This window comes from Pseudorhizobium endolithicum (assembly GCF_902153245.2).
GTDB classification, from domain to species: Bacteria; Pseudomonadota; Alphaproteobacteria; order Rhizobiales; family Rhizobiaceae; genus Neorhizobium; species Neorhizobium endolithicum.
Window position 1 is genome coordinate 124,994 of the sequence record NZ_CABFWF030000010.1, and the last position, 20,725, is coordinate 145,718.

A 20,725-nucleotide genomic window follows, 5' to 3' on the forward strand; every position below is an offset into this window, starting at 1 on the left:
GTCAGCGAGGCCCGCAGGATCGAGTCACACCATCACATGGTTGCGACTAACGGACGGAATGTGAGGAAAATAGGGCCTTTGCACCGGGCGCTCCGCCCAAGAGCACTACGAGGAAAAGGATGTTGCAAACCGGCAACCGACCACTCCGCCCTACCCTCCATTGGCGACGGTCCGCTCCCTGTAGCGCAGAACGGCATCCGTCAGGAGGCCGCTGACCTTGATCCGCCAATCTTCGTCCGCAAGCAGCTTCTCGTCCTCCGGATTGGAGAGGAACCCCAGTTCCAGAAGCACAGACGGAATGTCCGGCGCCCGCAGGACCTGAAAGCCGGCATAGCGGTGGGCATTGTTGATGAGGCCGATCTGCCCCTCGAAGGACTTCAAGACATTCTCGGCCAGGGCGATGGAGAATGTCTGGGTCTCCCGGCGCGTCAGGTCGAGCAGGATGTCGGCCACTTCCGGCGGTTCGTCCTTCAGCCTCACGCCCGCAAGCTGGTCGGAAAGATTCTCACGGGCGGCGAGATTTTCCGCCATCCGGTCCGATGCCCTGTCGGACAGGGTGTAGACGGTCGCACCGCGGATGTCCTTCTGGCTGAGGGTGTCGGCATGAAGGGAAAGAAAGAGGTCCGCCTTCGCCTGGCGTGCAAGCGTCACCCGCTCAGACAAGGAAAGGAAGCGATCGTTTTCGCGCGTCAGGAAAACCTCTACCCCCGGTTGCTTCCCGAGCCGCTCGGCCAGCGCCCGGGCGAAGGCTAATGTGATCTCCTTCTCCGGCGTCTTCGTGGCCGCGCCGATGGCGCCCGTATCGATTCCGCCGTGCCCGGCATCGATGGCAACGATGAAGGTACCGTCGTCGGCGGGCGAAACCGAGCGAGACGTATCGGGGCGAGCCTCCTCGTCCCAGGTCTGCTGGCTGACGAGCCTGGCGAATACTTCAGGCGTCGCCATCTCCGCATCCAGGACAAGGCGGAACTCACCGTTCTCTCCTTCCTGGACCTCGGCCAGGCTCAGTTGCACCGGCCGCTCCGCCGTCAGAACGATCCGGGCGCTGGTTTCGTCCATCGCGCCGAAGCGGATGTCGCTGAAGAGGCCGCGGGCGCCAAGGTCCTCCTGGGGAAAGCCGAATGCCGTGGCGGGAAGATCGACGATGACGCGCTCCGGAGAGCCGACATAGTGAACCGAAAACTCGGGCCTCTCCTCGAAGTCGATGACGATGCGGGTTCTCGCCTCGTCGCCGGCGATACGGGCGGCATAGGCGAGCAGCGGCTTCTCGGGCTTAGCATGCGCGCTCCCCGGCAAGGCAGATGCCGCCACCGACCATGCCATGAGGACAAATCCGATGATTCGCACGGACAGCCGCCCCATCCTGGCGGCGCTCGCCGGTAAAAAGCCCATTCCTGTTCTGCCCCTGCTGACGCCCGCCCTGTTTGCAGCCTCAAGATGAAGGCTCGTGGCCGCCTCGCAGATGCCGCATGAAGCAAGGCGAATCAAGCCTTTCCAGTAGCGCTTGAATTTGATCCACAATATGGCGCCGCCGGCTTTTCCCTTGCTATTATGTCACAGAAACCATACAAGGCGCAGGAGGGCTAAAGTGTTGACGGGACAGTCTTCCGGGAGGCCTGCCAGCTAACGAGACCTGGCGCCGACACCGGGAAGTTCATCCGCCGTCCTTACACTTTGTTCCTGATACGCAATCTCATCCGGCCATGGCCGGAATCATACCGGGCGGCACGCCGCCCACGCTCACACGGAGCATTCACCGGGCCTCGAGCCCTAAGATATCGTCGTTCTCGTTTGGACTTTCATGTCGCGGCAAGTGTTTCAGACCCTGGATACCCTGAAGGAGTTGGTAGCTCCCTCAGCCGTCCGGTCGTCGTCGCGGCGCCATTCCTCGGGAACCAATTTTTCCGGCGCAATCTCCGTTCTGCATGAAAGGCCTGTCCTTGCGGCAGGCCTTTTTGCACCTGCATGGTTTCGCCGAGGAGCAGAACTTACATGGCAGACAAAATGCTTATCGACGCGTCTCACGAAGAGGAGACGCGGGTAGTCGTCGTTCGCGGCAACCGTATTGAAGAATTCGATTTCGAATCCCAGCACAAGAAGCAAATTCGCGGCAATATCTATCTCGCCAAGGTGACGAGGGTTGAGCCCTCGCTTCAAGCCGCCTTCGTGGATTATGGTGGCAACCGCCACGGGTTTCTCGCCTTCGCGGAGATCCATCCGGATTACTACCAGATCCCGCTCGCCGACCGCCAGGCCCTGATGCAGGCGGAAGCGGAAGAGCAAAAGAAGATTGCCGATGCCGAATCGGCCGATCCCGTGGATCTCGCCGAGGCGGAACAGCCGCATGTCGATGTTTCCGTCTCCTCTGACAGCGAAGCCGGGTCCGAAGCTGCTGAGGCCAGCCCTCTTGAAGTCGAGGCAGCGGAGAAGCCTAAGACGAAGCCGCGCCGCAGCCGCGCGCGCAAGAAGGCCGCTGAGCCCGAAGCCAGCGAGTCGTCCGAAGGCGCAGACGAAGAAGGCCCTTCCGGCGAGATGGCCGCGATGGTTGAGACCGATTCGATCTCGGAAGACATCCGCGGACGTCGGCGCTCCAACGACGACGACGACGACGACGGCGAGAAGGAAGAGATCGAATCGGTCGGCGCCGAGGATGCGATGGAGGAAGTGCCGGACCGTATCGTCCGCAAGCCTCGCAAGCAGTACCGGATCCAGGAAGTGATCAAGCGCCGGCAGATCCTGCTGGTGCAGGTGGCCAAGGAAGAGCGCGGCAACAAGGGCGCGGCCCTCACTACCTATCTGTCGCTGGCGGGCCGTTATTCCGTCCTAATGCCGAACACCGCGCGCGGCGGCGGCATTTCCCGCAAGATCACCAACCCGCAGGACCGCAAGCGCCTGAAGGAGATCGCGCGCGAGCTGGAAGTGCCGCAGGGCATGGGCGTGATCGTCCGCACGGCTGGCGCGAACCGTACCCGGGTGGAGATCAAGCGCGACTTCGAGTACCTGATGCGGCTCTGGGAGAATGTCCGCACCCTGACCCTTGCATCCACGGCGCCCTGCCTCGTCTACGAGGAAGGATCGCTCATCAAGCGCTCGATCCGCGACCTGTACAACAAGGATATCTCGGAGATCATCGTCGCCGGCGAGGAAGGCTATCGTGAAGCCAAGGACTTCATGAAGATGCTGATGCCGAGCCATGCCAAGGTGGTCCAGCCCTACCGCGACCTGCATCCGATCTTCTCGCGCTCGGGCATCGAGGCGCAGCTCGACCGCATGCTCCAGCCGCAGGTGACGCTGAAGTCCGGCGGCTACCTGATCATGAACCAGACGGAAGCGCTCGTCGCGATCGACGTCAACTCGGGCCGCTCGACGCGCGAGCACTCCATCGAGGAGACGGCGCTGCAGACCAATCTCGAAGCCGCCGAGGAAGTGGCCCGGCAGTTGCGCCTGCGCGACCTTGCCGGCCTGATCGTCATCGACTTCATCGACATGGAGGAGAAGCGCAACAACCGCGCCGTCGAGAAGAAGCTGAAGGACTGCCTGAAGAACGACCGCGCCCGCATCCAGGTCGGCCGCATCTCGCATTTCGGCCTGCTCGAGATGTCGCGCCAGCGTATCCGCGCGAGCGTTCTGGAATCGACTACCCAGATCTGCACCCATTGCGGCGGTACCGGCCATGTCCGCTCGCAATCGTCGGTGGCGCTGCACGTCCTGCGCGGCATCGAGGAATATCTGCTGAAGAACACCACGCACGACATCACGGTCCGCACGACGCCGGAAATCGCGCTCTACATCCTGAACCAGAAGCGCCATACCGTGGTGGACTACGAGAAGCGCTTCGGTGTCTCGATCTATATCGAGTCGGACGACGGTATCGGCTCCAGCCACTTCGCGATCGATCGCGGCGAGCCGGTGGAAAATCCTGTCAAGATCGAAAGCCTGATGCAGTTCGCGGCGTTTCCGGTCGAGGACGACGATGACGATGTCATCATCGAAGAGGATGCCGACGAGGACGACGCAGAAGAGGCCAAGGCCGCTGCCCACTCCGGCGATTCCCAGGGAGAAGAACAGAACGGCCGCAAGCGGAAGCGTCGGCGCCGCCGCCGCAACAGGAACGGCGACCGTCCGGACGGAGCAAGCGCCGCAAATGCAGATGATGCCGGCGCAGCCTCCGACGAGGACGAGAACGATCAGGACGAGACCGAAGGCGGAGCGCCGGACGGGGTCGAGGCGTCTTCCGAGGGCGACGAGAACGGACGGCGGAAGCGTCGCCGCCGTGGCAAGCGCGGTGGGCGCCGCAACCGGGCCGAGGACGGGCAGGATGCATCCGCTTCGGACGACGGCGACGACGTGCCTTCCGAAGAGGCGGAAGACGAGGGTGGCGAACTCTCCGTCGCGGCAGAGGCACCAGCCGAGCCGGTAGCCGACGCTCCGGCAGTTGAAGCTCCCGCGGAGGAGGCGCCTGTGGCTGCAGTCAAGCCGCGGCGGAGCCGGAAGAAGGCGGCGCCCGCCGAGAGCGCTTCGGTCGAGGCGGCTGTGGAAGAGGCAGCAGCGGTGGCGGAGCCTGCCATACAGGCCGCCGTCGCACCGCAGGTCGAGGCCGCACTTGGCGAGGATGCCGGCGAGAACATCTCCGCAGACGAGGAACGCAAGCCGGTTCGCGCCAACAGGGCGTCGAACATTGCCTCCTCCGATCCGGTGGTCAAAAGCTCCGAACCTGCGGGCGAGGACACCAATGCCGAGGCCGAAAAACCGAAGAAAGCCGGCTGGTGGCAGCGCCGCGGGTTCTTCTGAGCCTGCCGGATAAACGGATGGCCGCACACTTCTGCGGCCATTCCTTTTTGCTTGCCTGAGAAGCCGGCAACGGAGAATTGAACCCTCGCAAGGGTTCCGCCAGGCGATTTTCCGTTTCCATTGCCGCTGACCCGGCTTAGCTTCGCCTCAAAGCTACACTAGGCACGTCGCCACCGCCCATTCACGAGGATTCCCCATGCATTCCCGCTCGAAAGCCGTCGCACTTGGCGCCCTGTTCACCGCGGCAACCCTGTTTACGCCGGCAGCCGCGCTCGATGATGCGCAGAAGAAAGAGATGGGAGCGTTCATTCGCAACTACCTCATCGAAAATCCGGAAATCATGCTGGAGGTCCAGGCGGCGCTTGAGGCCAAGCAGCAGGCCCAGCGGGTTGCCCAGGCGGGCGAGGCGGTCGCTGACAACCACGAGGCCATCTTCGCGTCCAAGAACGACATGGTGCTCGGCAATCCCGACGGCGACGTCACCATCGTCGAGTTCTTCGACTACAACTGCGGATACTGCAAACGGGCGCTTGCCGACATGGAAGAGATCCTGTCGGAAGACAAGAACGTCCGTTTCGTGCTCAAGGAACTGCCCATTCTGGGCCCGGACTCGCTGGCTGCCCATCGGGTTTCCAATGCCGTACGCCTGCTTGCTCCAGAAAAATATCCGGAGTTCCACCGGTCGCTTCTCGCCAGTACCGGCATGGCGACAGAAGAAAGTGCAATCGCAGCCGCAAAGTCGCTCGGCCTCGAGGAAGCGGATATCCGCCGATCGATGGAAGAGAATCCGAACGACGAACTCGTCCGGGAAGCCTACCAGCTGGCAACAAATCTCGGCGTCAGCGGCACTCCGACCTATGTGGTCGGCGACGAACCCCTGTTCGGCGCGGTGGGAGCGGATGCAATTCGCGAAAAGGTCGCCAATATCCGCGCCTGCGGCAAGAGCACCTGTTGAGCCCGGGCGCCGCCGGGGGTGGGGAAAGCCCTCCGCTTGAGCGGCCAGGGGCTTTTCCTCCCTGCTCCGGACGGCTATAGGTGCCCTGACTTCTGATGGAACACACGAGATAATGACCAAGACCGTCTTTGTCCTCAACGGCCCGAACCTGAACATGCTCGGCAAGCGCGAGCCCGGGATCTATGGTGGAAAGACGCTTAAGGACGTCGAGGAAGATTGCCTCACCGCCGGCCGCGAGCTTGGGCTGCAGGTGGAGTTTCGCCAAAGCAATCATGAAGGCGAGCTCGTCGGCTGGCTGCACGAAGCCGGTGAACGGGCCGTCGGGGTGGCGATCAACGCCGGCGCCTATACCCACACCTCGATCGCCCTGCACGACGCGATCCGCGCCATCTCCGTGCCGGTGATCGAAGTGCATATCTCGAACGTGCATGCTCGCGAGGAATTCCGGCACCATTCGATGATCGCACGCGCCTGCAAGGGCGTCATCTGCGGCTTCGGACCCACAAGCTATATCCTGGCGCTGCACGCCTTGAAAAGCATAACCGACTGACAAGATAACAGAAGAACAGGGTTTGCCATGTCTGACAAGAATCACGGCATCGATAAGGGGCTGATCCGCGACCTCGCGAACATCCTCAACGACACCGATCTCACGGAGATCGAAGTCGAGCAGGATGACCTGCGTATCCGCGTTTCGCGTGCCTCCACGACGCACTATGTGCAGGCGCCAGTCGCTGCACCGGCCCCCGCCCCCGCAGCAGCCTCTCCTGCGCCGGCCGCGGCTGTGGCAGCGGCTCCTGCAGCCCGTGACAACAGCAACGCCGTGACCGCACCCATGGTCGGCACCGTGTATCTGGCACCGGCACCGGGCTCGCGCGCCTTCATCGAGGTCGGCGCGACGGTGAAGGAAGGCCAGACCCTCCTCATCATCGAAGCGATGAAGACCATGAACCAGATACCGGCGCCGCGCTCCGGGAAGATCACGGAAATCCTGGTCAACGATGCGCAGCCCGTCGAATACGGCGAGCCGCTCGTCGTCATCGAGTAGGACGAGACATGATCTCCAAGATCCTCATTGCCAATCGCGGCGAGATCGCGCTTCGCGTTCTGCGCGCTTGCAAGGAACTCGGCATCGCGACCGTCGCAGTTCATTCGACTGCGGACGCCGATGCCATGCACGTGCGACTGGCCGATGAAAGCGTGTGCATCGGCCCTCCCCCGTCCCGCGAGAGCTACCTGAACATTCACCAGATCGTTGCCGCTTGCGAGATCACCGGTGCCGATGCCGTGCATCCCGGCTACGGTTTCCTTTCGGAAAATGCCAAGTTCGCGGACATCCTGGAAGCGCACGGCATCACCTTCATTGGGCCGACGGCTGAGCATATCCGCCTGATGGGCGACAAGATCACCGCGAAGAAGACCGCGGTTGAGCTCGGCATTCCCGTCGTTCCGGGCTCGGACGGCGAAGTGAAGCCGGAGGATGCGCTGGAAATCGCCCGCGAGATCGGCTTTCCGGTGCTCATCAAGGCCACCGCCGGCGGTGGCGGCCGCGGCATGAAGGTGGCGAAGACCGAGGCCGAGTTGGAAGAGGCAGTTTCGACTGCGCGTTCCGAGGCGCTCGCCGCCTTCGGCAATGACGCTGTCTACATGGAAAAATACCTCGGCAAGCCGCGTCATATCGAGATCCAGGTCGTTGGCGACGGCGAAGGCAATGCCATCCATCTCGGTGAGCGCGACTGCTCGCTGCAGCGGCGCCACCAGAAGGTCTGGGAAGAAGCGAATTCGCCTGCGCTCAACGTCGAACAGCGTATGAAGATCGGCAAGATCTGCGCAGATGCCATGAAGAAGATGAAGTATCGCGGCGCCGGGACGATCGAGTTCCTCTACGAGAACGGCGAATTCTACTTCATCGAGATGAACACCCGCCTGCAGGTCGAGCATCCGATCACAGAAGCGATCACCGGCATCGATCTGGTCCACGAGCAGATCCGTGTCGCCTCGGGCGCCGGCCTTTCGGTGACGCAGGAGGAAATCGCCTTCTCCGGCCACGCCATCGAGTGCCGCATCAATGCGGAAGATGCCCGGACCTTCGTGCCCTCACCCGGCACGATCACGCATTTCCATGCCCCGGGCGGCCTTGGCGTACGCGTCGATTCCGGCGTCTATGCGGGGTACAAGATCCCGCCCTATTACGACAGCCTGATCGGCAAGCTGATCGTCCACGGCCGGACCCGCGTCGAATGCATGATGCGCCTGCGCCGCGTGCTGGACGAGTTCGTCGTCGACGGCGTGAAGACCACCCTGCCGCTGTTCCAGGACCTGGTCGCGAACCAGGACATCGCCAACGGCGACTACGACATCCATTGGCTCGAGAACTATCTGGCGGGCCACAAGACACACTAGGAGAGGCATGATCGGGCGGCGCGGCAGATATTATCCGGCGATCACTCCGGACATTCTGTTGCGCGCCTATTCGATCGGGCTCTTTCCGATGGCCGAATCTGCGGACGACCCCGAGATATTCTGGGTGGAGCCGGAGGTCCGGGGCATCCTGCCCCTGGACGACTTCCACATCTCCAAAAGCCTGCGGAAGACGCTGCGGAGAGAGCCGTTCGATATCCGGATCGATACCGCGTTCGAACAGGTGATCGAGAAATGCGCCGAGCCGGCGCAGGATCGCCCGAGCACCTGGATCAATGCCACAATCCGGAAGCTGTATGCGGACCTTCATGCTATGGGCCATGCCCATAGCGTCGAGGCATTCGACGGAGACGACCTCGTCGGCGGCCTTTACGGGGTCTCGCTGGGCTCGGCGTTCTTCGGGGAAAGCATGTTCTCGCGCCGCACGAACGCCTCGAAAATCTGCCTCGTTCACCTCGTGGAACGCCTCAGACGCAGCGGCTTCACGCTGCTCGATACGCAGTTCACGACCGAACACCTGAGAACATTCGGCGCGATCGACATTTCCAAGGAAGATTATCTGGTGAGGCTGAAGGACGCGGTGGAATCACCGCATCTTGCCTTCTAGATCAGTTGGTGGCTTCCGGCGCCGGGACGTCCGATTCCTGTTTGCAGCCGGTCAGCCAGATATCGTAGATCGGGTGCTCCACCGCGTTCAGGCCAGGGCTGTCAGCAAACATCCAACCGGTGAAGATACGTCGGATCTTTCGGTCGAGGGTGATCTCGTCCACCTCGATGAATCCATCTACCCGTTGCGCCTCCGTCTCGTCTCGGGAATAGCAGACCTTCGGCGTTACCTGCAGCGCGCCGTATTGAACGGTTTCGTCGATATAGACGTCGAAGGTCGTGATCCGGCCGGTGATCTTGTCAATGCCGGCGAACACGGCGACGGGGTTGGAGATGCGGGCAGCAGAGACGGCATTGGCCGACAGTACCGAAATGGCTGCCGAGGCAATTCCGATGGTCAGCGTGCGAGCGAGTGTCCTCATCAACAGTCCCATTCCGCGTCAGATCCGGAAATGCCGAATGCGCACCCGGCGCCTTCCTGCCTAGAAGCCGAATGTGGCCAAAACAGGTGTCAGTTCCCCGGCGTCCAAGCGTCGTAGTCGCCCGTCACACGCGGCCGCTCGCCGGCTCCCGCAAGCGAGCCTTTCGGACGATAGGCACCCGGTGTACCGGTCAGGTTCGGCTTGTGCGGCTTCTGCCACTCGCGCGGCGTGTAGTCCTCCTGCGAGGGCGGGACGTCCGTCCGATGGTGCATCCATCCATGCCAGCCGGGCGGGATCGCCGACGCCTCGGCGGGGCCGTTGAAGATGACCCAGCGGCGAGGAACGCCGAACGAGGTCTCGGGCCCCTCGTAATAGACGTTGCCGAATTCGTCCTCACCCACCTTCTTGCCGGAGCGCCAGGTGAAGAACCGGGTGCCGATCGTCTGTCCATTCCACCAGGTGAATATCTGCAACAGGAGATTTTTCATGTGTTCTTCGTCAGCTCTGGCAAGGGTCAGCGCGTCCGTGCGCCGAAGGATTGTCCGACCGCTTATGCAACCTGCGAAGCGGGATGTCCAGCGATTCCGGAGGGCGAACGCCGCGTCAAAGCTTCATCTTGAAGCCGTAGTGGCTCTTTGCGAAACCGAGCCGCTCGTAGAAGCGGTGCGCATCGCTCCGAGCCATGTTCGACGTCAGTTGAACCAGGCGGCAGCCGCGTCGCTTCGCCTCGCTTATGGCATGTTCGATCATCTTGGCGCCGATCCCCCTGCCCCGCAGGTCGCCGCGGGTTTGGACCGCCTCGATGATCATGGATAATCCGCCGCGGCCCGTCAGCGTCCGGTTGAACATGATCTGGAAGGTCCCGGCAATCTCGCCGCCAAGCTCGGCTACGAACAACTGCTCGTTGGCCGATGCCTCTATCGCATTGAAGGCCCGACGATAATCGTCATAGGCCGCGGTATCCGTGGTATCGCCGTGCCCGCCGATCTCGTCCGCGGCAAACAGGGCGACAAGGGCCGGAAGGTCTTCCTCACGCGCTCTGCGGATAAGCAAGCTATCGTCCATGTAGCCTCAGAGGTTCTGCAGCGGCTTTTCGAGGACGACGGCAGGCAGGCCCGAATTGGGACCGCCCCATTCCTCCATGCGATCGACTTCGGAGAAGCCCAGGCGCTCGTAAAAGGAGACCGCACGCAGATTCTGCAGGGCCACCTCGACGCGCATGATCTCGGCATAGGGGAAGCAGGTTTCCAGCTCCGCAAAGATATCGCGGCCGATGCCTTCGCCCTGGCAGGCCGGCCTGACATAGAGCTGGTGCAGCATCACGGTCTTTGCCATTTTCGGATACATGGCGGCATAGCCGATTCCGCCGACGTCGCTGCCGCTGTCGGCCACGAGAAACTCGCCGTCCTTCCGCACAATGCGCGCGCGTATCGCCGCCGGCGAATGCCAGCTTTGGACCAGTTGCGCGACCTTTTCCGGGCCGTAAAACGGATCATAGGTCGCATGGAACGTCTCCGCCAGGAGGGCGCGGATCTTCTCCACGTCTCCTTCTGCGGCGGTACGGACGAAGTAGACCATCCGGTCTATTCCTCGATTCCGAGCTTTGCCTTCACCAGCGCCTGGACCGCCTGCGGATTGGCCTTGCCGCCGGTCGCCTTCATCACCTGCCCCACGAACCAGCCGGCAAGGGCGGGCTTCGCCTGGGCCTTGGCGACCTGGTCCGGATTGGCGGCGATGATCTCGTCGACGGCCGCCTCGATGGCGCCGGTGTCCGTCACCTGCTTCATGCCCCGCGCCTCGACGATATCGGCCGGGTTACCGCCCTCGTTCCAGACGATCTCAAAGAGATCCTTGGCGATCTTGCCGGAGATCGTCTCGGCCTTGATGAGGTCGATGATGCCGCCGAGCTGGACAGGGGAAACCGGAGTCTCTTCAATGGCTTTGCCGGCTTTGTTCAAGGCGCCCAGCAAGTCGTTGATAACCCAGTTCGCCGCAGTCTTCCCGTCACGGCCCGCAGCCACAGCTTCGAAGTAGTCCGCGATCGCCTTCTCCGACACGAGCACCGAGGCGTCATAGACGGAGAGGCCAAGCTCACGCACGAAGCGCTCCTTCTTGTCGTCCGGCAGTTCGGGCAGGTGCTGCTTCAGATCCTCGATGAAAGCGTCGTCGAACTCGAGCGGCAGCAGGTCCGGGTCGGGGAAATAGCGGTAGTCGTGCGCCTCCTCCTTCGACCGCATGGAGCGGGTCTCGCCCTTGTTGGGATCGAAGAGCCGGGTTTCCTGATCGATGGTGCCGCCATCCTCGAGGATACCGATCTGGCGGCGAGCCTCGTATTCGATCGCTTGCCCGATGAAGCGGATCGAGTTGACGTTCTTGATCTCGCAACGGGTGCCGAAGGGTTCGCCCGGACGACGGACGGAGACGTTGACGTCAGCGCGCATGGAGCCTTCGTCCATGTTGCCGTCGCAGGTACCGAGGTAGCGCACGATCGAGCGCAGCTTGGTCATGTAGGCCTTGGCTTCGTCGTAGGAACGCATGTCGGGCTTGGAGACGATCTCCATCAGCGCCACGCCGGAGCGGTTCAGGTCGACGAAGGACATGGTGGGATGCTGGTCGTGCATCGACTTGCCGGCATCCTGTTCCAGGTGCAGGCGCTCGATGCCGATTTCCACGTCCTCGAAATTGCCCTGGCGGTCGGGGCCGAGCGAAATGACGATCTTGCCCTCGCCGACGATCGGGTCCTTGAACTGGGAGATCTGGTAGCCCTGCGGCAGGTCGGGATAGAAATAGTTCTTGCGGTCGAAGACGGAACGCTTGTTGATCTTCGCCTTCAGACCCAGGCCCGTACGGACGGCCTGCCGCACACATTCCTCGTTGATGACCGGCAGCATACCGGGCATGGCCGCATCGACCAGCGAGACGTTGGCATTGGGATCCTTGCCGAACTCCGTCGAGGCGCCGGAGAAGAGCTTCGAGTTCGAAAGCACCTGCGCATGCACTTCCATTCCGATGATCACCTCCCAATCGCCGGTGGCACCGGGAATGAGACGCTTCGGATCGGGCGTACGGACATCGACAATGGTCATGGAATGCTCTTGAAATCGTCTTGTTGGGGTTGTCCGTGAGGTAGAGCAAATGGCGCGGGCGCGCAAGCGGAAGTGCCGATGCGCGTGCCTAGACCGAGGGGCCGTAGGTTTCGGCGCTCTCCTCCACGAGGACCTTCGAAAGGCCGACCGACTGCACCTCGCGGTCAAGCTTGGGCGAATAGGCGGCGGACAGCCAGTTGATGCGATAGCCGTGCTTCTCGAAAAAGCTCACTGCCTCCTCGTTGCGGGCATGGGTTTCGATCCGCGCCGTGTCGAAGCCCTGGCGAATGATGTCCGCCTCGATCGCCGACAGGAGCGTACTGCCGAGGCCCCGATGCTGGAACGGCGGGTCAATCCAGAAGTCGCTGATGAGTTCGTCCAGTCCTTCGCGCGCCGCCCAGCCGGCAATCACGCCACCCTGTTCGATCACGGTTATGGTCAGCCATGCCTGCCGGGTAAAGGTATCGAAGGCGGCGCGAGCGTTGTCGCGAATGCCGACCATCTCCCCGACATTGATCATCGCCTTCTCCCAGGCGCGCAGGCCGATGTCCCTCAACGTCCCCGTCTCGTCCTCACGCGCGTTGCGAATGGTCGCCATGCCCGCCCCTTTCTCGAGCACAGTAGACCACTGAGTCTGGCGTTTTGCCAAGTGCGGGACCGGCCGGCATCCCCAGGTTGACGCCGCAGCGCGCAATCTCTAGCCTTCGGGTGCTTATTGGAGATTGGATGTCCTACCAGTCAGAGTCCCGGTAACGGGCCTGGCGCGCGCTTCGGCAGCACGCCTGGCCCCACAAGAACGAGCCGCCGGTGTCCCGACGACGCCGGTACGTTTTTGTGCGTCCGCAGGACGGACGCCTTCCAGGATCTCCGGCAATGGACATATCCCGCGCGGAACAGCGCATTCTCCACCTGCTCGCCCAGGGCGGCAGGATCGAACTCATCCGCGATGAGAACCGCAAGATCGACAAGCTTCAGCTCTTCACCCGCGAAGGCTGGGTGTTCAGCGGGCTCGACATCGTCACCTTCAGGAAACTGAAATGGAAGAAAGCCATCCGCTCCACGAACGGACGGCCCTATCGCATCACCGAGCACGGTCTCGTGCTGGTGAGGGCGGAACAGGACAACCAATGAGAGATGGGGCCGGCCTCGATACGAGGCCGGCCCCCCCTGTCAGTCCAGACTCACCACCACTTCTTGGGCGTGAACCGCCCGGCGGCCTGTTCGATGACATGCGCCGTTCGGAACAGCGTTTCTTCCTCGAAGGGCTTGCCGATCAGCTGCAGCCCGAGCGGCAGGCCCTTGTGGTCAAGGCCGGCGGGAACGGCGATGCCCGGCAGGCCCGCCATGTTCACCGTCACGGTGAAGATGTCGTTGAGGTACATCTTCACCGGATCGGCCGCCAGATCCTCGTCCGCGACGCCGAAGGCGGAGGACGGGGTGGCGGGCGTCAGGATCGCGTCGATCCCGGCGTCGAAGACCTCTTCGAAATCGCGCTTGATAAGCGTGCGGACCTTCTGGGCCTGCAGGTAATAGGCGTCATAGTAACCGGCCGAGAGCACATAGGTGCCGATCATGATGCGGCGCTTGACTTCCTGGCCGAAGCCCGCCGCGCGCGTCTTCTCGTACATGTCGACGATGTCCTTGCCGTCGACGCGCAGGCCGTAGCGGACGCCGTCATAACGGGCGAGGTTCGATGAAGCTTCCGCCGGGGCCACGATATAGTAAGCCGGAAGTGCGTATTTGGTGTGCGGCAGAGTGATATCGACGATCTCCGCGCCCGCATCCTTCAGCCAGGCGATCCCCTGCTGCCAGAGCTTTTCGATCTCCTCCGGCATGCCCTCGACGCGGTACTCCTTCGGGATGCCGATCCGCATACCCTTGACCGACTGCCCGAGCGAGGCCTCGTAATCCGGAACCGGCAGGTCGACCGAGGTGGTGTCCTTGGCGTCGACGCTTGCCATCGACTTCAGGAGGATCGCCGCATCGCGCACGTCGCGAGCAATCGGTCCAGCCTGGTCGAGCGACGACGCGAAGGCGACGGTGCCCCAGCGCGAGCAGCGGCCATAAGTGGGCTTGATGCCAACCGTTCCCGTGAAGGCAGCCGGTTGGCGGATGGAACCGCCCGTATCCGTCGCGGTGGCCCCGGCGCACAGATGCGCGGCAACCGCCGCCGCCGAGCCACCCGACGAGCCGCCGGGCACGAGTTGCTGGTTCGAGCCTTCCGCCCGCCACGGGTTGATGACCGGGCCGTAATAGGACGTCTCGTTGGACGAGCCCATCGCGAACTCGTCCATGTTGAGCTTGCCGAGCATGACGGCGCCGTCGTCCCAGAGGTTCTGGGTCACCGTCGATTCGTATTTCGGCCGGAACCCGTCGAGGATGTGCGAGCAGGCCTGGGTGTGGACCCCTTCGGTGGCGAAGAGATCCTTGATGCCGAGCGGTATGCCTTCGAGCGCGCCCGCCTTGCCGGCGGCGAGACGTTCATCGGAAGCCTTCGCCATCTCCAGCGCCTTTTCCGGAGTCACGGCGATATAAGCGTTGAGCGCCCCGTTGGCGGCCGAGATCGCATCGAGATAGGCCTGCGTCAGTTCCACGGCCTTGAAGTCCTTGGACTTCAGCTTGTCGCGTGCTTCGGCAATGGTGAGGCTGGTCAGTTCGGTCATATGATTATTCGCTCAGCGGTGTGTCTGGAATGGGTCGAGAAGCAGCAGCGGCTGTTACTCGACGACCTTCGGCACGAGGAAGAAATTGCGGTCGGTGGCCGGCGCATTGGCGACGATGTCATCGGCCTTGCTGCCGTCGGTGACTTCGTCGGTACGCTTGCGCATGACCATCGGCGTGACCGAGGTCATCGGCTCGACGCCCGTCACATCGACCTCTCGAAGTTGCTCGACGAAACCCAGAATGCCATTCAGTTCGCCCACCATGCGTTCCGCCTCGTCCTCGCTGACGGCAATGCGGGCAAGGCGCGCGACGCGCTTCACGGTGGCGAGATCGACGGACATGGCATGACTCCGGGCAAGAATTTCCTACCGCTATAATGGCCACGTCCGCCGTTCGCAACGGGGAAGCGGATAATCAGAAACTGAGCGTCGTACCCGCCGTCGGCACCTCGACGCGCGTCCGCGTGCCCTCCATCCCCTTTACGAACTTCTCGGCCGTCTGGTCGATGATCGGGAACGAGCCGTAGTGGCAGGGGATGGCGTGCTTGAAGTCGAAGAAGCGCTGGCAGGCGAGTGCTGCAACGGCGCCGCCCATGGTGAATCGGTCGCCGATCGGGACCAGGCCGATGTCCGGTTGATGCAGTTCGTTGATCAGCCCCATGTCCGTGAAGATGTCGGTGTCTCCCATGTGCAGCACGGAGGGTTCGTCATCGAAATGCAGCATCAGGCCGTTGGCGTTGCCGAGGGAATGGGACACGCCATCTTCTGTGATCTGTGCGGACGAGTGCTGGGCCTGGGTGAAGGTGACGGTGAAGCCGTCGAAGGCAACCGTGCCGCCGGTATTGCCCATGTCGATCTTCGCGACGCCCTTCTTGCCGAGCCAGCCGGCGAGGTCGGCGTTCGCAAGAACGAGGGCGCCGGTTTCCTCTGCGAGCGCAATGGTATCCCCGACGTGATCACCATGGCCGTGGGTGAGAAGGATATGGCTGATGCCTTCGGCTGCGTCCTTCGCATCCAATCCGGCAAATCCGGGATTACCGTTGAAGAACGGATCGATCAGGATCTTCGCCTTGGCCATTTCAAGGCGGAAGGCGGAGTGGCCAAGCCAGGTGATCTTCATGAAAAGTCTCCTCGTAGGTAATGCGAAAACTGTCGGGAATGCTAAAGAGATATCTCAAGGGCGGCCAAATGGAAGCGCGGCCGCCGCAATTTATACGCCGGAGAAAGCCCGTCCGATGAATGTCCTGACGATCGAAGAGCTCGCCGCCCTGCTTCAGCCGGGCCAGGCCGTAGCCGGTCTGGATCTGGGGACGAAGACGATCGGCCTTGCGATGTCGGACCTCGGCCGGCGCTTCGCCTCGCCCCGCCCGGTGATCAAGCGCGTGAAGTTCACGAAGGATGCCGACATCCTGCTCGACTTCGCCGCGAGGGAGAAGGTCGCGGCCTTCATCATCGGGTTGCCGATGAACATGGACGGGTCCGCCGGTCCCCGTGTCCAGGCGACGCGGGCCTTCGTCCGTTCAATGGGAGAAAAGACTGCCCTTCCCTTCGTCTTCTGGGACGAGCGCCTGTCGACGGTGGCGGCGGAGCGCGCATTACTGGAAATGGATGTCTCCCGCGCCAAACGAGCCGAGCGGATCGATTCGGCCGCGGCGAGCTTCATCCTTCAGGGCGCTCTCGACAGGCTCTCTTCGCTCGCCGCGAGCTCGCACGACCGCGCCTCCTGACGACGTTGCCACCATGCCGCGATGGCCTTGCGGCGCCTGAAAGCGACGATGGCGAAGAGAATCAGGCTGTCGACGACGATCGCGCGGGCCACGAGCGGCGGGAGGTCGTCTGCGGGGATCCCCAGGATCCCGCTGTAGATCTGGAAGACCAGATCATGAGTCTCGCGGGTCAGCATGAAGAACCCGAAGCTTAGATCATAATAGGAGAGGCCGTACCAGCTTCCCAGCAGCAGGATAGGACCGCCCCACAAAATCAGGAACCACTTCATGCGGTCCTCCTTCCAGACTGGACAAATCGAACCTCGATCGTCGCCAGCCACCGCAGAAGAGCCATGAGGCTCAAAACCAGTGCGGGAATGGCGATATCCAGTGCCAGAACCGCGAAAAACACCATCGTGCTGATCAGCAATGCAGGACCGGCAGCGGTCGTTCCGTGGGCCAATGGCTCAATCCGTCCATGGTTAACACAAGGTTAACCGAACTTAGGCGGATCGCCGTCCTGCGCAACGCAAACCGCCTTCTATGGTTAACAGCGAGCTTGAGGCTGTGGACAAGAGGCTCGCGCGACACTCGACCAAAGATACAGGTTGACCGAACAATTCATTTGGACAACTGTACAAATATGCGATCGAGCGCCAAAGAGACCCTTATCAAGAACGCGGCCGCCCTGTTCTCCCGCAGCGGCTACAATGCCGTCTCGCTTCGGGACGTGGCGAAGGCTTCCGGCGTGAACGTCGGCAGCCTCACCTACCATTTCGGCTCGAAGGCCAATCTGCTGCGGGAGATCTATGCCCGCCACACGCTGCCCATGAACGCGCGGCGCCTTGAGCTTCTGGGGGAAGCCCGCCGGATCAGCGATCCGGACGAGCGGCTGATGGCGATTCTCAGGGCCTATGTGGTTCCGGCCTTCGTATCGTCCTCCGACGGTGACGGCGGAGGGGCAGAGTTCACCCGCATGCGCGCGGTCCTGTCGGCGGAAGGAAATCCGGATGCCAAGGCCATCATTGCCGACGCCTTCGACGAGACCAGCCGGACCTTCATCAAGGCGCTGGCGGAATGCGTGCCGGGAGCAGCCCCCGAAAGCCTCGTCTGGCGCAGCCAGTTCCTGCTCGGCGGGCTCTACTACGCCCTCATCAATCCCGAGCGCATCACCCGCCTCTCCAACGGCACCGTGGACGGCAACAACCGCGATGAAGCCGTGAAGCAACTGGTCGAGGCGACGTATGCCAGCTTCAAGAGCCTCTCGGGCACAGCCCCAGCCGTGACCGAGGAGCCGGCGAAGGAAAATTCCATCAGAAAAGCGAGCATGTGAATGACATCTGCCCCGTCCGAAAGCGGCGTGCACAAACGAAAGCCGATCTTTACCGCCCCTCCCCTGAGCTGCGACGCCCACTGCCACGTGTTCGGGCCGGGAGCCGTCTTCCCCTATGCGCCTGACCGTCGCTACACGCCGGAAGATGCGCCGAAGGAAGCCCTGGCGGCTCTTCATGACCGGCTCGGCCTGGAGCGGGCGGTTATCGTCCAGGCGAGTTGCCACGGCACCGACAACCGGGCCATGCTGGATGCGATCGCCTGGCGCCCCGACCGGTATCGCGGCGTCGCCATCGTCGACGACAGCTTTGACGAGAAGGCGCTGCAGGCCCTTGATGACGGGGGCGTGCGCGGCGTGCGGTTCAACTTCGTCAAGCATCTCGGCGGCGCGCCTGACATGGCCGTCTTCGACCGCGTGATCGACCGCATCAAGGGGCGCGGCTGGCATGTCGTTCTGCATCTCGATGCGATCGACATCGTGCCGCTTGCCGACATGATCCGCAGGCTCCCCGTTCCTTTCGTGATCGACCACATGGGTCGGGTCGACACGGCACTCGGAACGGACCAGCCGGCATTCCGGTCGCTACTGGACCTCGCCCGCCGCGAGGACTGCTGGGTCAAGGTCTGCGGCTCCGAACGCATCTCCAGCTATCCCTTCGATGCGGCCCTGCCCTTCGCGCGGGCGCTGGTGGAAGCGAGCCCGGAGCGGACCCTCTGGGGCACGGATTTTCCACATCCCAATCTCAAGGATCCGGTCGACGAAGCGGATCTTCTCGACCTGGTCACCAAGATAGCACCGTCCGTCGAGGGACAGCGGCGCCTGCTCGTCGACAACCCGGCGCGGCTCTACGGCTTTACCACCTGAACAACATCACCTGGAGGAGGAAGACATGACAGGAAAAAACAAGCGGCCGGGACTGCTTCGGCGCACGCTTATGAAGGGGCTCGTGCCGGCCATGCTGCTGGCCACTGCGGCGCCCGTCCCCAGCTGGGCGCAGGAGGACTATCCCAGCCGCGATATCACGCTGGTACTGCCTTTCGGGCCCGGCGGCATCGCCGACATCACCTCGCGCGTGGTCGCAGACGCGCTCGGCAAGAAGCTCGGCAAGCAGATCATCATCATGAACCAGCCCGGCGCCGCCGGCTCCGTCGCCGCAAGGGCTGCGTTGAACGCGCCGGCCGATGGCTACACGCTTGCGCTTCTCTCCAACGGTACGGCCATCAGCGTTCCGCTTTTCGAGAACCTGCAGTTCGATCCTGTGAAGGATTTCGTGCCCGTCTCGAGCCTCGCCTATTTCGACTTCGTCTTCGTGGCGAAGAAGGGCGGAAAATTCTCGACACTCGCTGACGTTCTCGCAGCCGCCAAGGCGGAGCGCGGAATGCTCAATGTCGGCACGATCAATGTGGGCAGCAGCCAGAACCTCGCTGCCGAACTGTTCAAGTCCACGGCCGGGATCGACTTCACGATCGTGCCCTACAAGGCGACACCGGATCTTCTCGTAGCTCTGCTGGGCGACGAACTCGACGTGATCGTCGACAGCCAGACGGCGCTGAAGGCAGCGCTGGAGCAGGGCCAGGCCGTCGCCCTTGCCTCCTCCGGGCCTGAGCGTTCGAAACTGCTCCCGGACCTTGCAACGGCACAGGAACAGGGTGTGGAGGGCTTCGACGTTACGTCCTGGAATGCCATCTTCGCCCCGACGGGCACGCCTCCCGAAGTGGTCGAGAAGCTGAATGCCACACTCGTGGAGGTCCTGTCAGATCCGGCGATCCAGAAGCGATTCGCGGAGCTTGGTGTCGAAGCTCGCTCCAGTACGCCGCAGGAAATCGGCGACCGGCTCGCCGCCGACATCGAGAAGTGGGGCGCCGTCATCGAGAAGGCGGGCATCCCGAAGCAATAGTCTCCCGAGAGGCGGCTTGGCGGCGCCGCCTCAACCTCGCCCGGAAGGTAGAGCGTCCTGCTCGCCTTTCGGGTGCTTTTATCATGTCAGCCGTAGATGCCGCGTACCAATCGGCGCACCGAGGCAGCCACCTTTTCCCAGTCCTTTTCGCTGCGCAGCGGGAGGCCGGCGAACTCGCCCGTGGCGACGGACGAGATAACCAGGTGCTGGATCGCCGCGAAGAGGATACCGTTGACCGTCTGAGCATCGACACCCTTCGGCGCCGTCAGGCTGCCGCGCATGCGGTCGAGCCATTTCCCGAGCGCCTTTGAACGCGCCTCGGCCAGCCTGCGCACCTGCGGTGTGTCCTTCGATACCTCCCAGGCCATGATCTTGCACACCAGCGGATCGTCCCGCAGCGCCTCCATGTAGAGGAGCGCCAGCCGCTCCATCAGGTCGCCATAGGTCAGCAGGAACATGCCGCCCGTGTCTTCCGGGATACGCTCCTTCACCCAATCGCCAAGATCCGCGCCGATGGCGTCGAGCAAGCCGTCGAGACCGCCGTAGTACCGGTAGATGAGTTGCTTGTCGCAGCCGGCGCGGCGTGCGATCGCGTTGATCCCGAACCCCTGGAAACCTTCTTCCGCCAACAGGTTGCGAGCCGCTTTGAAGATCGCGGCCTCGGTCTGGGCGCGATTCTTGATGCGCTTCTCCGGCACGGGATCGGTGAAAGCTTCCTGTACTGCAAGCATAGACGGCACTCCAACGGCTTGATTGCCGATAAGCCGGCGGAAGGCCCGGCACAATGCGTCGGCTTTCGCCATTCACAGAAACCGCGCCATTGCCGGAGCGGGACGGGATCGTTA

The 20,725-nt window shown here is 62.8% G+C and carries 24 protein-coding genes; 11 read left to right on the plus strand and 13 right to left on the minus strand.

The window, feature by feature from the left end; all coding sequences use genetic code 11:
- Window positions 1-150: 150 nt before the first annotated feature.
- Window positions 151-1,323, minus strand: coding sequence for an N-acetylmuramoyl-L-alanine amidase (locus tag RTCK_RS06410; protein ID WP_235988602.1), 1,173 nt, complete (start codon window positions 1,321-1,323; stop codon window positions 151-153).
- 669 nt (window positions 1,324-1,992) lie between these two features.
- Here RTCK_RS06410 and RTCK_RS06415 point away from each other — a divergent pair.
- The 6 genes from RTCK_RS06415 to aat all read left to right on the plus strand — a co-directional run bounded on the left by RTCK_RS06415 (window position 1,993) and on the right by aat (window position 8,774).
- On the plus strand, window positions 1,993-4,791 hold the full coding sequence (locus RTCK_RS06415) for an Rne/Rng family ribonuclease (RefSeq protein WP_142592193.1): 2,799 nt from the start codon (window positions 1,993-1,995) through the stop codon (window positions 4,789-4,791).
- Between the two features lie 196 nt (window positions 4,792-4,987).
- On the plus strand, window positions 4,988-5,746 hold the full coding sequence (locus RTCK_RS06420; protein WP_142592194.1) for a DsbA family protein: 759 nt from the start codon (window positions 4,988-4,990) through the stop codon (window positions 5,744-5,746).
- Between the two features lie 112 nt (window positions 5,747-5,858).
- Entirely contained in the window at window positions 5,859-6,296 is a 438-nt protein-coding gene (aroQ, locus tag RTCK_RS06425; RefSeq protein ID WP_142592195.1) for a type II 3-dehydroquinate dehydratase, read from the plus strand.
- 27 nt (window positions 6,297-6,323) lie between these two features.
- Complete coding sequence (gene accB, locus RTCK_RS06430; protein WP_142592196.1) at window positions 6,324-6,794, plus strand: acetyl-CoA carboxylase biotin carboxyl carrier protein; 471 nt, start codon at window positions 6,324-6,326, stop codon at window positions 6,792-6,794.
- 8 nt (window positions 6,795-6,802) lie between these two features.
- Entirely contained in the window at window positions 6,803-8,149 is a 1,347-nt protein-coding gene (gene accC / locus RTCK_RS06435) for an acetyl-CoA carboxylase biotin carboxylase subunit (protein ID WP_142592197.1), read from the plus strand.
- A 7-nt stretch (window positions 8,150-8,156) separates the two neighbouring features.
- Window positions 8,157-8,774, plus strand: coding sequence for a leucyl/phenylalanyl-tRNA--protein transferase (gene aat / locus RTCK_RS06440; protein WP_142592198.1), 618 nt, complete (start codon window positions 8,157-8,159; stop codon window positions 8,772-8,774).
- Between the two features lies 1 nt (window position 8,775).
- Here aat and RTCK_RS06445 read toward each other — a convergent pair whose 3' ends face one another.
- From RTCK_RS06445 to RTCK_RS06470, 6 genes are all read right to left on the minus strand, one after another.
- Window positions 8,776-9,195 (minus strand): DUF2155 domain-containing protein, encoded by a 420-nt coding sequence (locus RTCK_RS06445; protein WP_142592199.1) that lies wholly within the window; start codon window positions 9,193-9,195, stop codon window positions 8,776-8,778.
- Between the two features lie 89 nt (window positions 9,196-9,284).
- On the minus strand, window positions 9,285-9,683 hold the full coding sequence (locus RTCK_RS06450; protein WP_142592200.1) for an NADH:ubiquinone oxidoreductase subunit NDUFA12: 399 nt from the start codon (window positions 9,681-9,683) through the stop codon (window positions 9,285-9,287).
- A gap of 115 nt (window positions 9,684-9,798) precedes the next feature.
- Window positions 9,799-10,260, minus strand: a complete 462-nt coding sequence (locus tag RTCK_RS06455) for a GNAT family N-acetyltransferase (RefSeq protein WP_142592201.1) — start codon at window positions 10,258-10,260, stop codon at window positions 9,799-9,801.
- 6 nt (window positions 10,261-10,266) lie between these two features.
- Entirely contained in the window at window positions 10,267-10,773 is a 507-nt protein-coding gene (locus tag RTCK_RS06460; RefSeq protein ID WP_142592202.1) for a GNAT family N-acetyltransferase, read from the minus strand.
- Between the two features lie 5 nt (window positions 10,774-10,778).
- Window positions 10,779-12,281, minus strand: a complete 1,503-nt coding sequence (gene gatB / locus RTCK_RS06465; protein ID WP_142592203.1) for an Asp-tRNA(Asn)/Glu-tRNA(Gln) amidotransferase subunit GatB — start codon at window positions 12,279-12,281, stop codon at window positions 10,779-10,781.
- A gap of 88 nt (window positions 12,282-12,369) precedes the next feature.
- On the minus strand, window positions 12,370-12,879 hold the full coding sequence (locus tag RTCK_RS06470) for a GNAT family N-acetyltransferase (protein WP_142592204.1): 510 nt from the start codon (window positions 12,877-12,879) through the stop codon (window positions 12,370-12,372).
- Between the two features lie 275 nt (window positions 12,880-13,154).
- On the opposite strand from RTCK_RS06470, the gene RTCK_RS06475 reads away from it, so the two are divergent.
- Window positions 13,155-13,412: a YjhX family toxin gene (locus tag RTCK_RS06475; protein ID WP_142592205.1), complete on the plus strand. Its 258-nt coding sequence runs from the start codon at window positions 13,155-13,157 to the stop codon at window positions 13,410-13,412.
- A 50-nt stretch (window positions 13,413-13,462) separates the two neighbouring features.
- On the opposite strand, the gene gatA is transcribed toward RTCK_RS06475, so the two are convergent.
- From gatA to RTCK_RS06490, 3 genes are all read right to left on the minus strand, one after another.
- Window positions 13,463-14,944 (minus strand): Asp-tRNA(Asn)/Glu-tRNA(Gln) amidotransferase subunit GatA, encoded by a 1,482-nt coding sequence (gatA, locus tag RTCK_RS06480; protein ID WP_142592206.1) that lies wholly within the window; start codon window positions 14,942-14,944, stop codon window positions 13,463-13,465.
- Window positions 14,945-14,998: 54 nt separating this feature from the next.
- The gene (gene gatC / locus RTCK_RS06485; RefSeq protein ID WP_142592207.1) at window positions 14,999-15,286 is read right to left on the minus strand and encodes an Asp-tRNA(Asn)/Glu-tRNA(Gln) amidotransferase subunit GatC; all 288 of its coding nucleotides are present in this window, start codon (window positions 15,284-15,286) and stop codon (window positions 14,999-15,001) included.
- A gap of 73 nt (window positions 15,287-15,359) precedes the next feature.
- Window positions 15,360-16,064, minus strand: a complete 705-nt coding sequence (locus tag RTCK_RS06490) for a metal-dependent hydrolase (RefSeq protein WP_142592208.1) — start codon at window positions 16,062-16,064, stop codon at window positions 15,360-15,362.
- A gap of 115 nt (window positions 16,065-16,179) precedes the next feature.
- Here RTCK_RS06490 and ruvX point away from each other — a divergent pair, with 115 nt between their 5' ends.
- Window positions 16,180-16,671: a Holliday junction resolvase RuvX gene (gene ruvX, locus RTCK_RS06495; RefSeq protein ID WP_142592209.1), complete on the plus strand. Its 492-nt coding sequence runs from the start codon at window positions 16,180-16,182 to the stop codon at window positions 16,669-16,671.
- Here ruvX and RTCK_RS06500 read toward each other — a convergent pair.
- Both RTCK_RS06500 and RTCK_RS21160 read right to left on the minus strand, forming a co-directional pair.
- Window positions 16,611-16,940, minus strand: coding sequence for a DUF6105 family protein (locus RTCK_RS06500; protein WP_142521005.1), 330 nt, complete (start codon window positions 16,938-16,940; stop codon window positions 16,611-16,613). The two genes, ruvX and RTCK_RS06500, sit on opposite strands and share 61 nt — an antisense overlap.
- Window positions 16,937-17,122, minus strand: a complete 186-nt coding sequence (locus tag RTCK_RS21160) for a hypothetical protein (RefSeq protein ID WP_408004513.1) — start codon at window positions 17,120-17,122, stop codon at window positions 16,937-16,939. Before RTCK_RS21160 ends, RTCK_RS06500 begins: the two co-directional genes overlap by 4 nt.
- Before the next feature lie 171 nt (window positions 17,123-17,293).
- Here RTCK_RS21160 and RTCK_RS06505 point away from each other — a divergent pair, with 171 nt between their 5' ends.
- The 3 genes from RTCK_RS06505 to RTCK_RS06515 are packed head-to-tail and all read left to right on the plus strand — an operon-like array spanning window position 17,294 to window position 19,880.
- Window positions 17,294-17,983, plus strand: coding sequence for a TetR/AcrR family transcriptional regulator (locus RTCK_RS06505; protein ID WP_142521006.1), 690 nt, complete (start codon window positions 17,294-17,296; stop codon window positions 17,981-17,983).
- Entirely contained in the window at window positions 17,984-18,847 is an 864-nt protein-coding gene (locus RTCK_RS06510) for an amidohydrolase family protein (RefSeq protein ID WP_142592210.1), read from the plus strand.
- A gap of 25 nt (window positions 18,848-18,872) precedes the next feature.
- A complete protein-coding gene (locus RTCK_RS06515; protein WP_142592211.1) occupies window positions 18,873-19,880 on the plus strand; it encodes a Bug family tripartite tricarboxylate transporter substrate binding protein in 1,008 nt (335 codons plus the stop codon).
- Between the two features lie 86 nt (window positions 19,881-19,966).
- Here RTCK_RS06515 and RTCK_RS06520 read toward each other — a convergent pair whose 3' ends face one another.
- Window positions 19,967-20,611, minus strand: a complete 645-nt coding sequence (locus tag RTCK_RS06520) for a TetR/AcrR family transcriptional regulator (protein ID WP_142592212.1) — start codon at window positions 20,609-20,611, stop codon at window positions 19,967-19,969.
- Window positions 20,612-20,725 lie beyond the last annotated feature (114 nt).

What these genes read in the sequence shown, in the direction of transcription:
- RTCK_RS06410 (WP_235988602.1), bottom strand. Translation starts at nt 1,323, where the DNA reads ATGGCATGGTCGGTGGCGGCATCTGCCTTGCCGGGGAGCGCGCATGCT.
- RTCK_RS06415 (WP_142592193.1), top strand. Translation starts at nt 1,993, where the DNA reads ATGGCAGACAAAATGCTTATCGACGCGTCTCACGAAGAGGAGACGCGG.
- RTCK_RS06420 (WP_142592194.1), top strand. Translation starts at nt 4,988, where the DNA reads ATGCATTCCCGCTCGAAAGCCGTCGCACTTGGCGCCCTGTTCACCGCG.
- aroQ (WP_142592195.1), top strand. Translation starts at nt 5,859, where the DNA reads ATGACCAAGACCGTCTTTGTCCTCAACGGCCCGAACCTGAACATGCTC.
- accB (WP_142592196.1), top strand. Translation starts at nt 6,324, where the DNA reads ATGTCTGACAAGAATCACGGCATCGATAAGGGGCTGATCCGCGACCTC.
- accC (WP_142592197.1), top strand. Translation starts at nt 6,803, where the DNA reads ATGATCTCCAAGATCCTCATTGCCAATCGCGGCGAGATCGCGCTTCGC.
- aat (WP_142592198.1), top strand. Translation starts at nt 8,157, where the DNA reads ATGATCGGGCGGCGCGGCAGATATTATCCGGCGATCACTCCGGACATT.
- RTCK_RS06445 (WP_142592199.1), bottom strand. Translation starts at nt 9,195, where the DNA reads ATGAGGACACTCGCTCGCACGCTGACCATCGGAATTGCCTCGGCAGCC.
- RTCK_RS06450 (WP_142592200.1), bottom strand. Translation starts at nt 9,683, where the DNA reads ATGAAAAATCTCCTGTTGCAGATATTCACCTGGTGGAATGGACAGACG.
- RTCK_RS06455 (WP_142592201.1), bottom strand. Translation starts at nt 10,260, where the DNA reads ATGGACGATAGCTTGCTTATCCGCAGAGCGCGTGAGGAAGACCTTCCG.
- RTCK_RS06460 (WP_142592202.1), bottom strand. Translation starts at nt 10,773, where the DNA reads ATGGTCTACTTCGTCCGTACCGCCGCAGAAGGAGACGTGGAGAAGATC.
- gatB (WP_142592203.1), bottom strand. Translation starts at nt 12,281, where the DNA reads ATGACCATTGTCGATGTCCGTACGCCCGATCCGAAGCGTCTCATTCCC.
- RTCK_RS06470 (WP_142592204.1), bottom strand. Translation starts at nt 12,879, where the DNA reads ATGGCGACCATTCGCAACGCGCGTGAGGACGAGACGGGGACGTTGAGG.
- RTCK_RS06475 (WP_142592205.1), top strand. Translation starts at nt 13,155, where the DNA reads ATGGACATATCCCGCGCGGAACAGCGCATTCTCCACCTGCTCGCCCAG.
- gatA (WP_142592206.1), bottom strand. Translation starts at nt 14,944, where the DNA reads ATGACCGAACTGACCAGCCTCACCATTGCCGAAGCACGCGACAAGCTG.
- gatC (WP_142592207.1), bottom strand. Translation starts at nt 15,286, where the DNA reads ATGTCCGTCGATCTCGCCACCGTGAAGCGCGTCGCGCGCCTTGCCCGC.
- RTCK_RS06490 (WP_142592208.1), bottom strand. Translation starts at nt 16,064, where the DNA reads ATGAAGATCACCTGGCTTGGCCACTCCGCCTTCCGCCTTGAAATGGCC.
- ruvX (WP_142592209.1), top strand. Translation starts at nt 16,180, where the DNA reads ATGAATGTCCTGACGATCGAAGAGCTCGCCGCCCTGCTTCAGCCGGGC.
- RTCK_RS06500 (WP_142521005.1), bottom strand. Translation starts at nt 16,940, where the DNA reads ATGAAGTGGTTCCTGATTTTGTGGGGCGGTCCTATCCTGCTGCTGGGA.
- RTCK_RS06505 (WP_142521006.1), top strand. Translation starts at nt 17,294, where the DNA reads ATGCGATCGAGCGCCAAAGAGACCCTTATCAAGAACGCGGCCGCCCTG.
- RTCK_RS06510 (WP_142592210.1), top strand. Translation starts at nt 17,984, where the DNA reads ATGACATCTGCCCCGTCCGAAAGCGGCGTGCACAAACGAAAGCCGATC.
- RTCK_RS06515 (WP_142592211.1), top strand. Translation starts at nt 18,873, where the DNA reads ATGACAGGAAAAAACAAGCGGCCGGGACTGCTTCGGCGCACGCTTATG.
- RTCK_RS06520 (WP_142592212.1), bottom strand. Translation starts at nt 20,611, where the DNA reads ATGCTTGCAGTACAGGAAGCTTTCACCGATCCCGTGCCGGAGAAGCGC.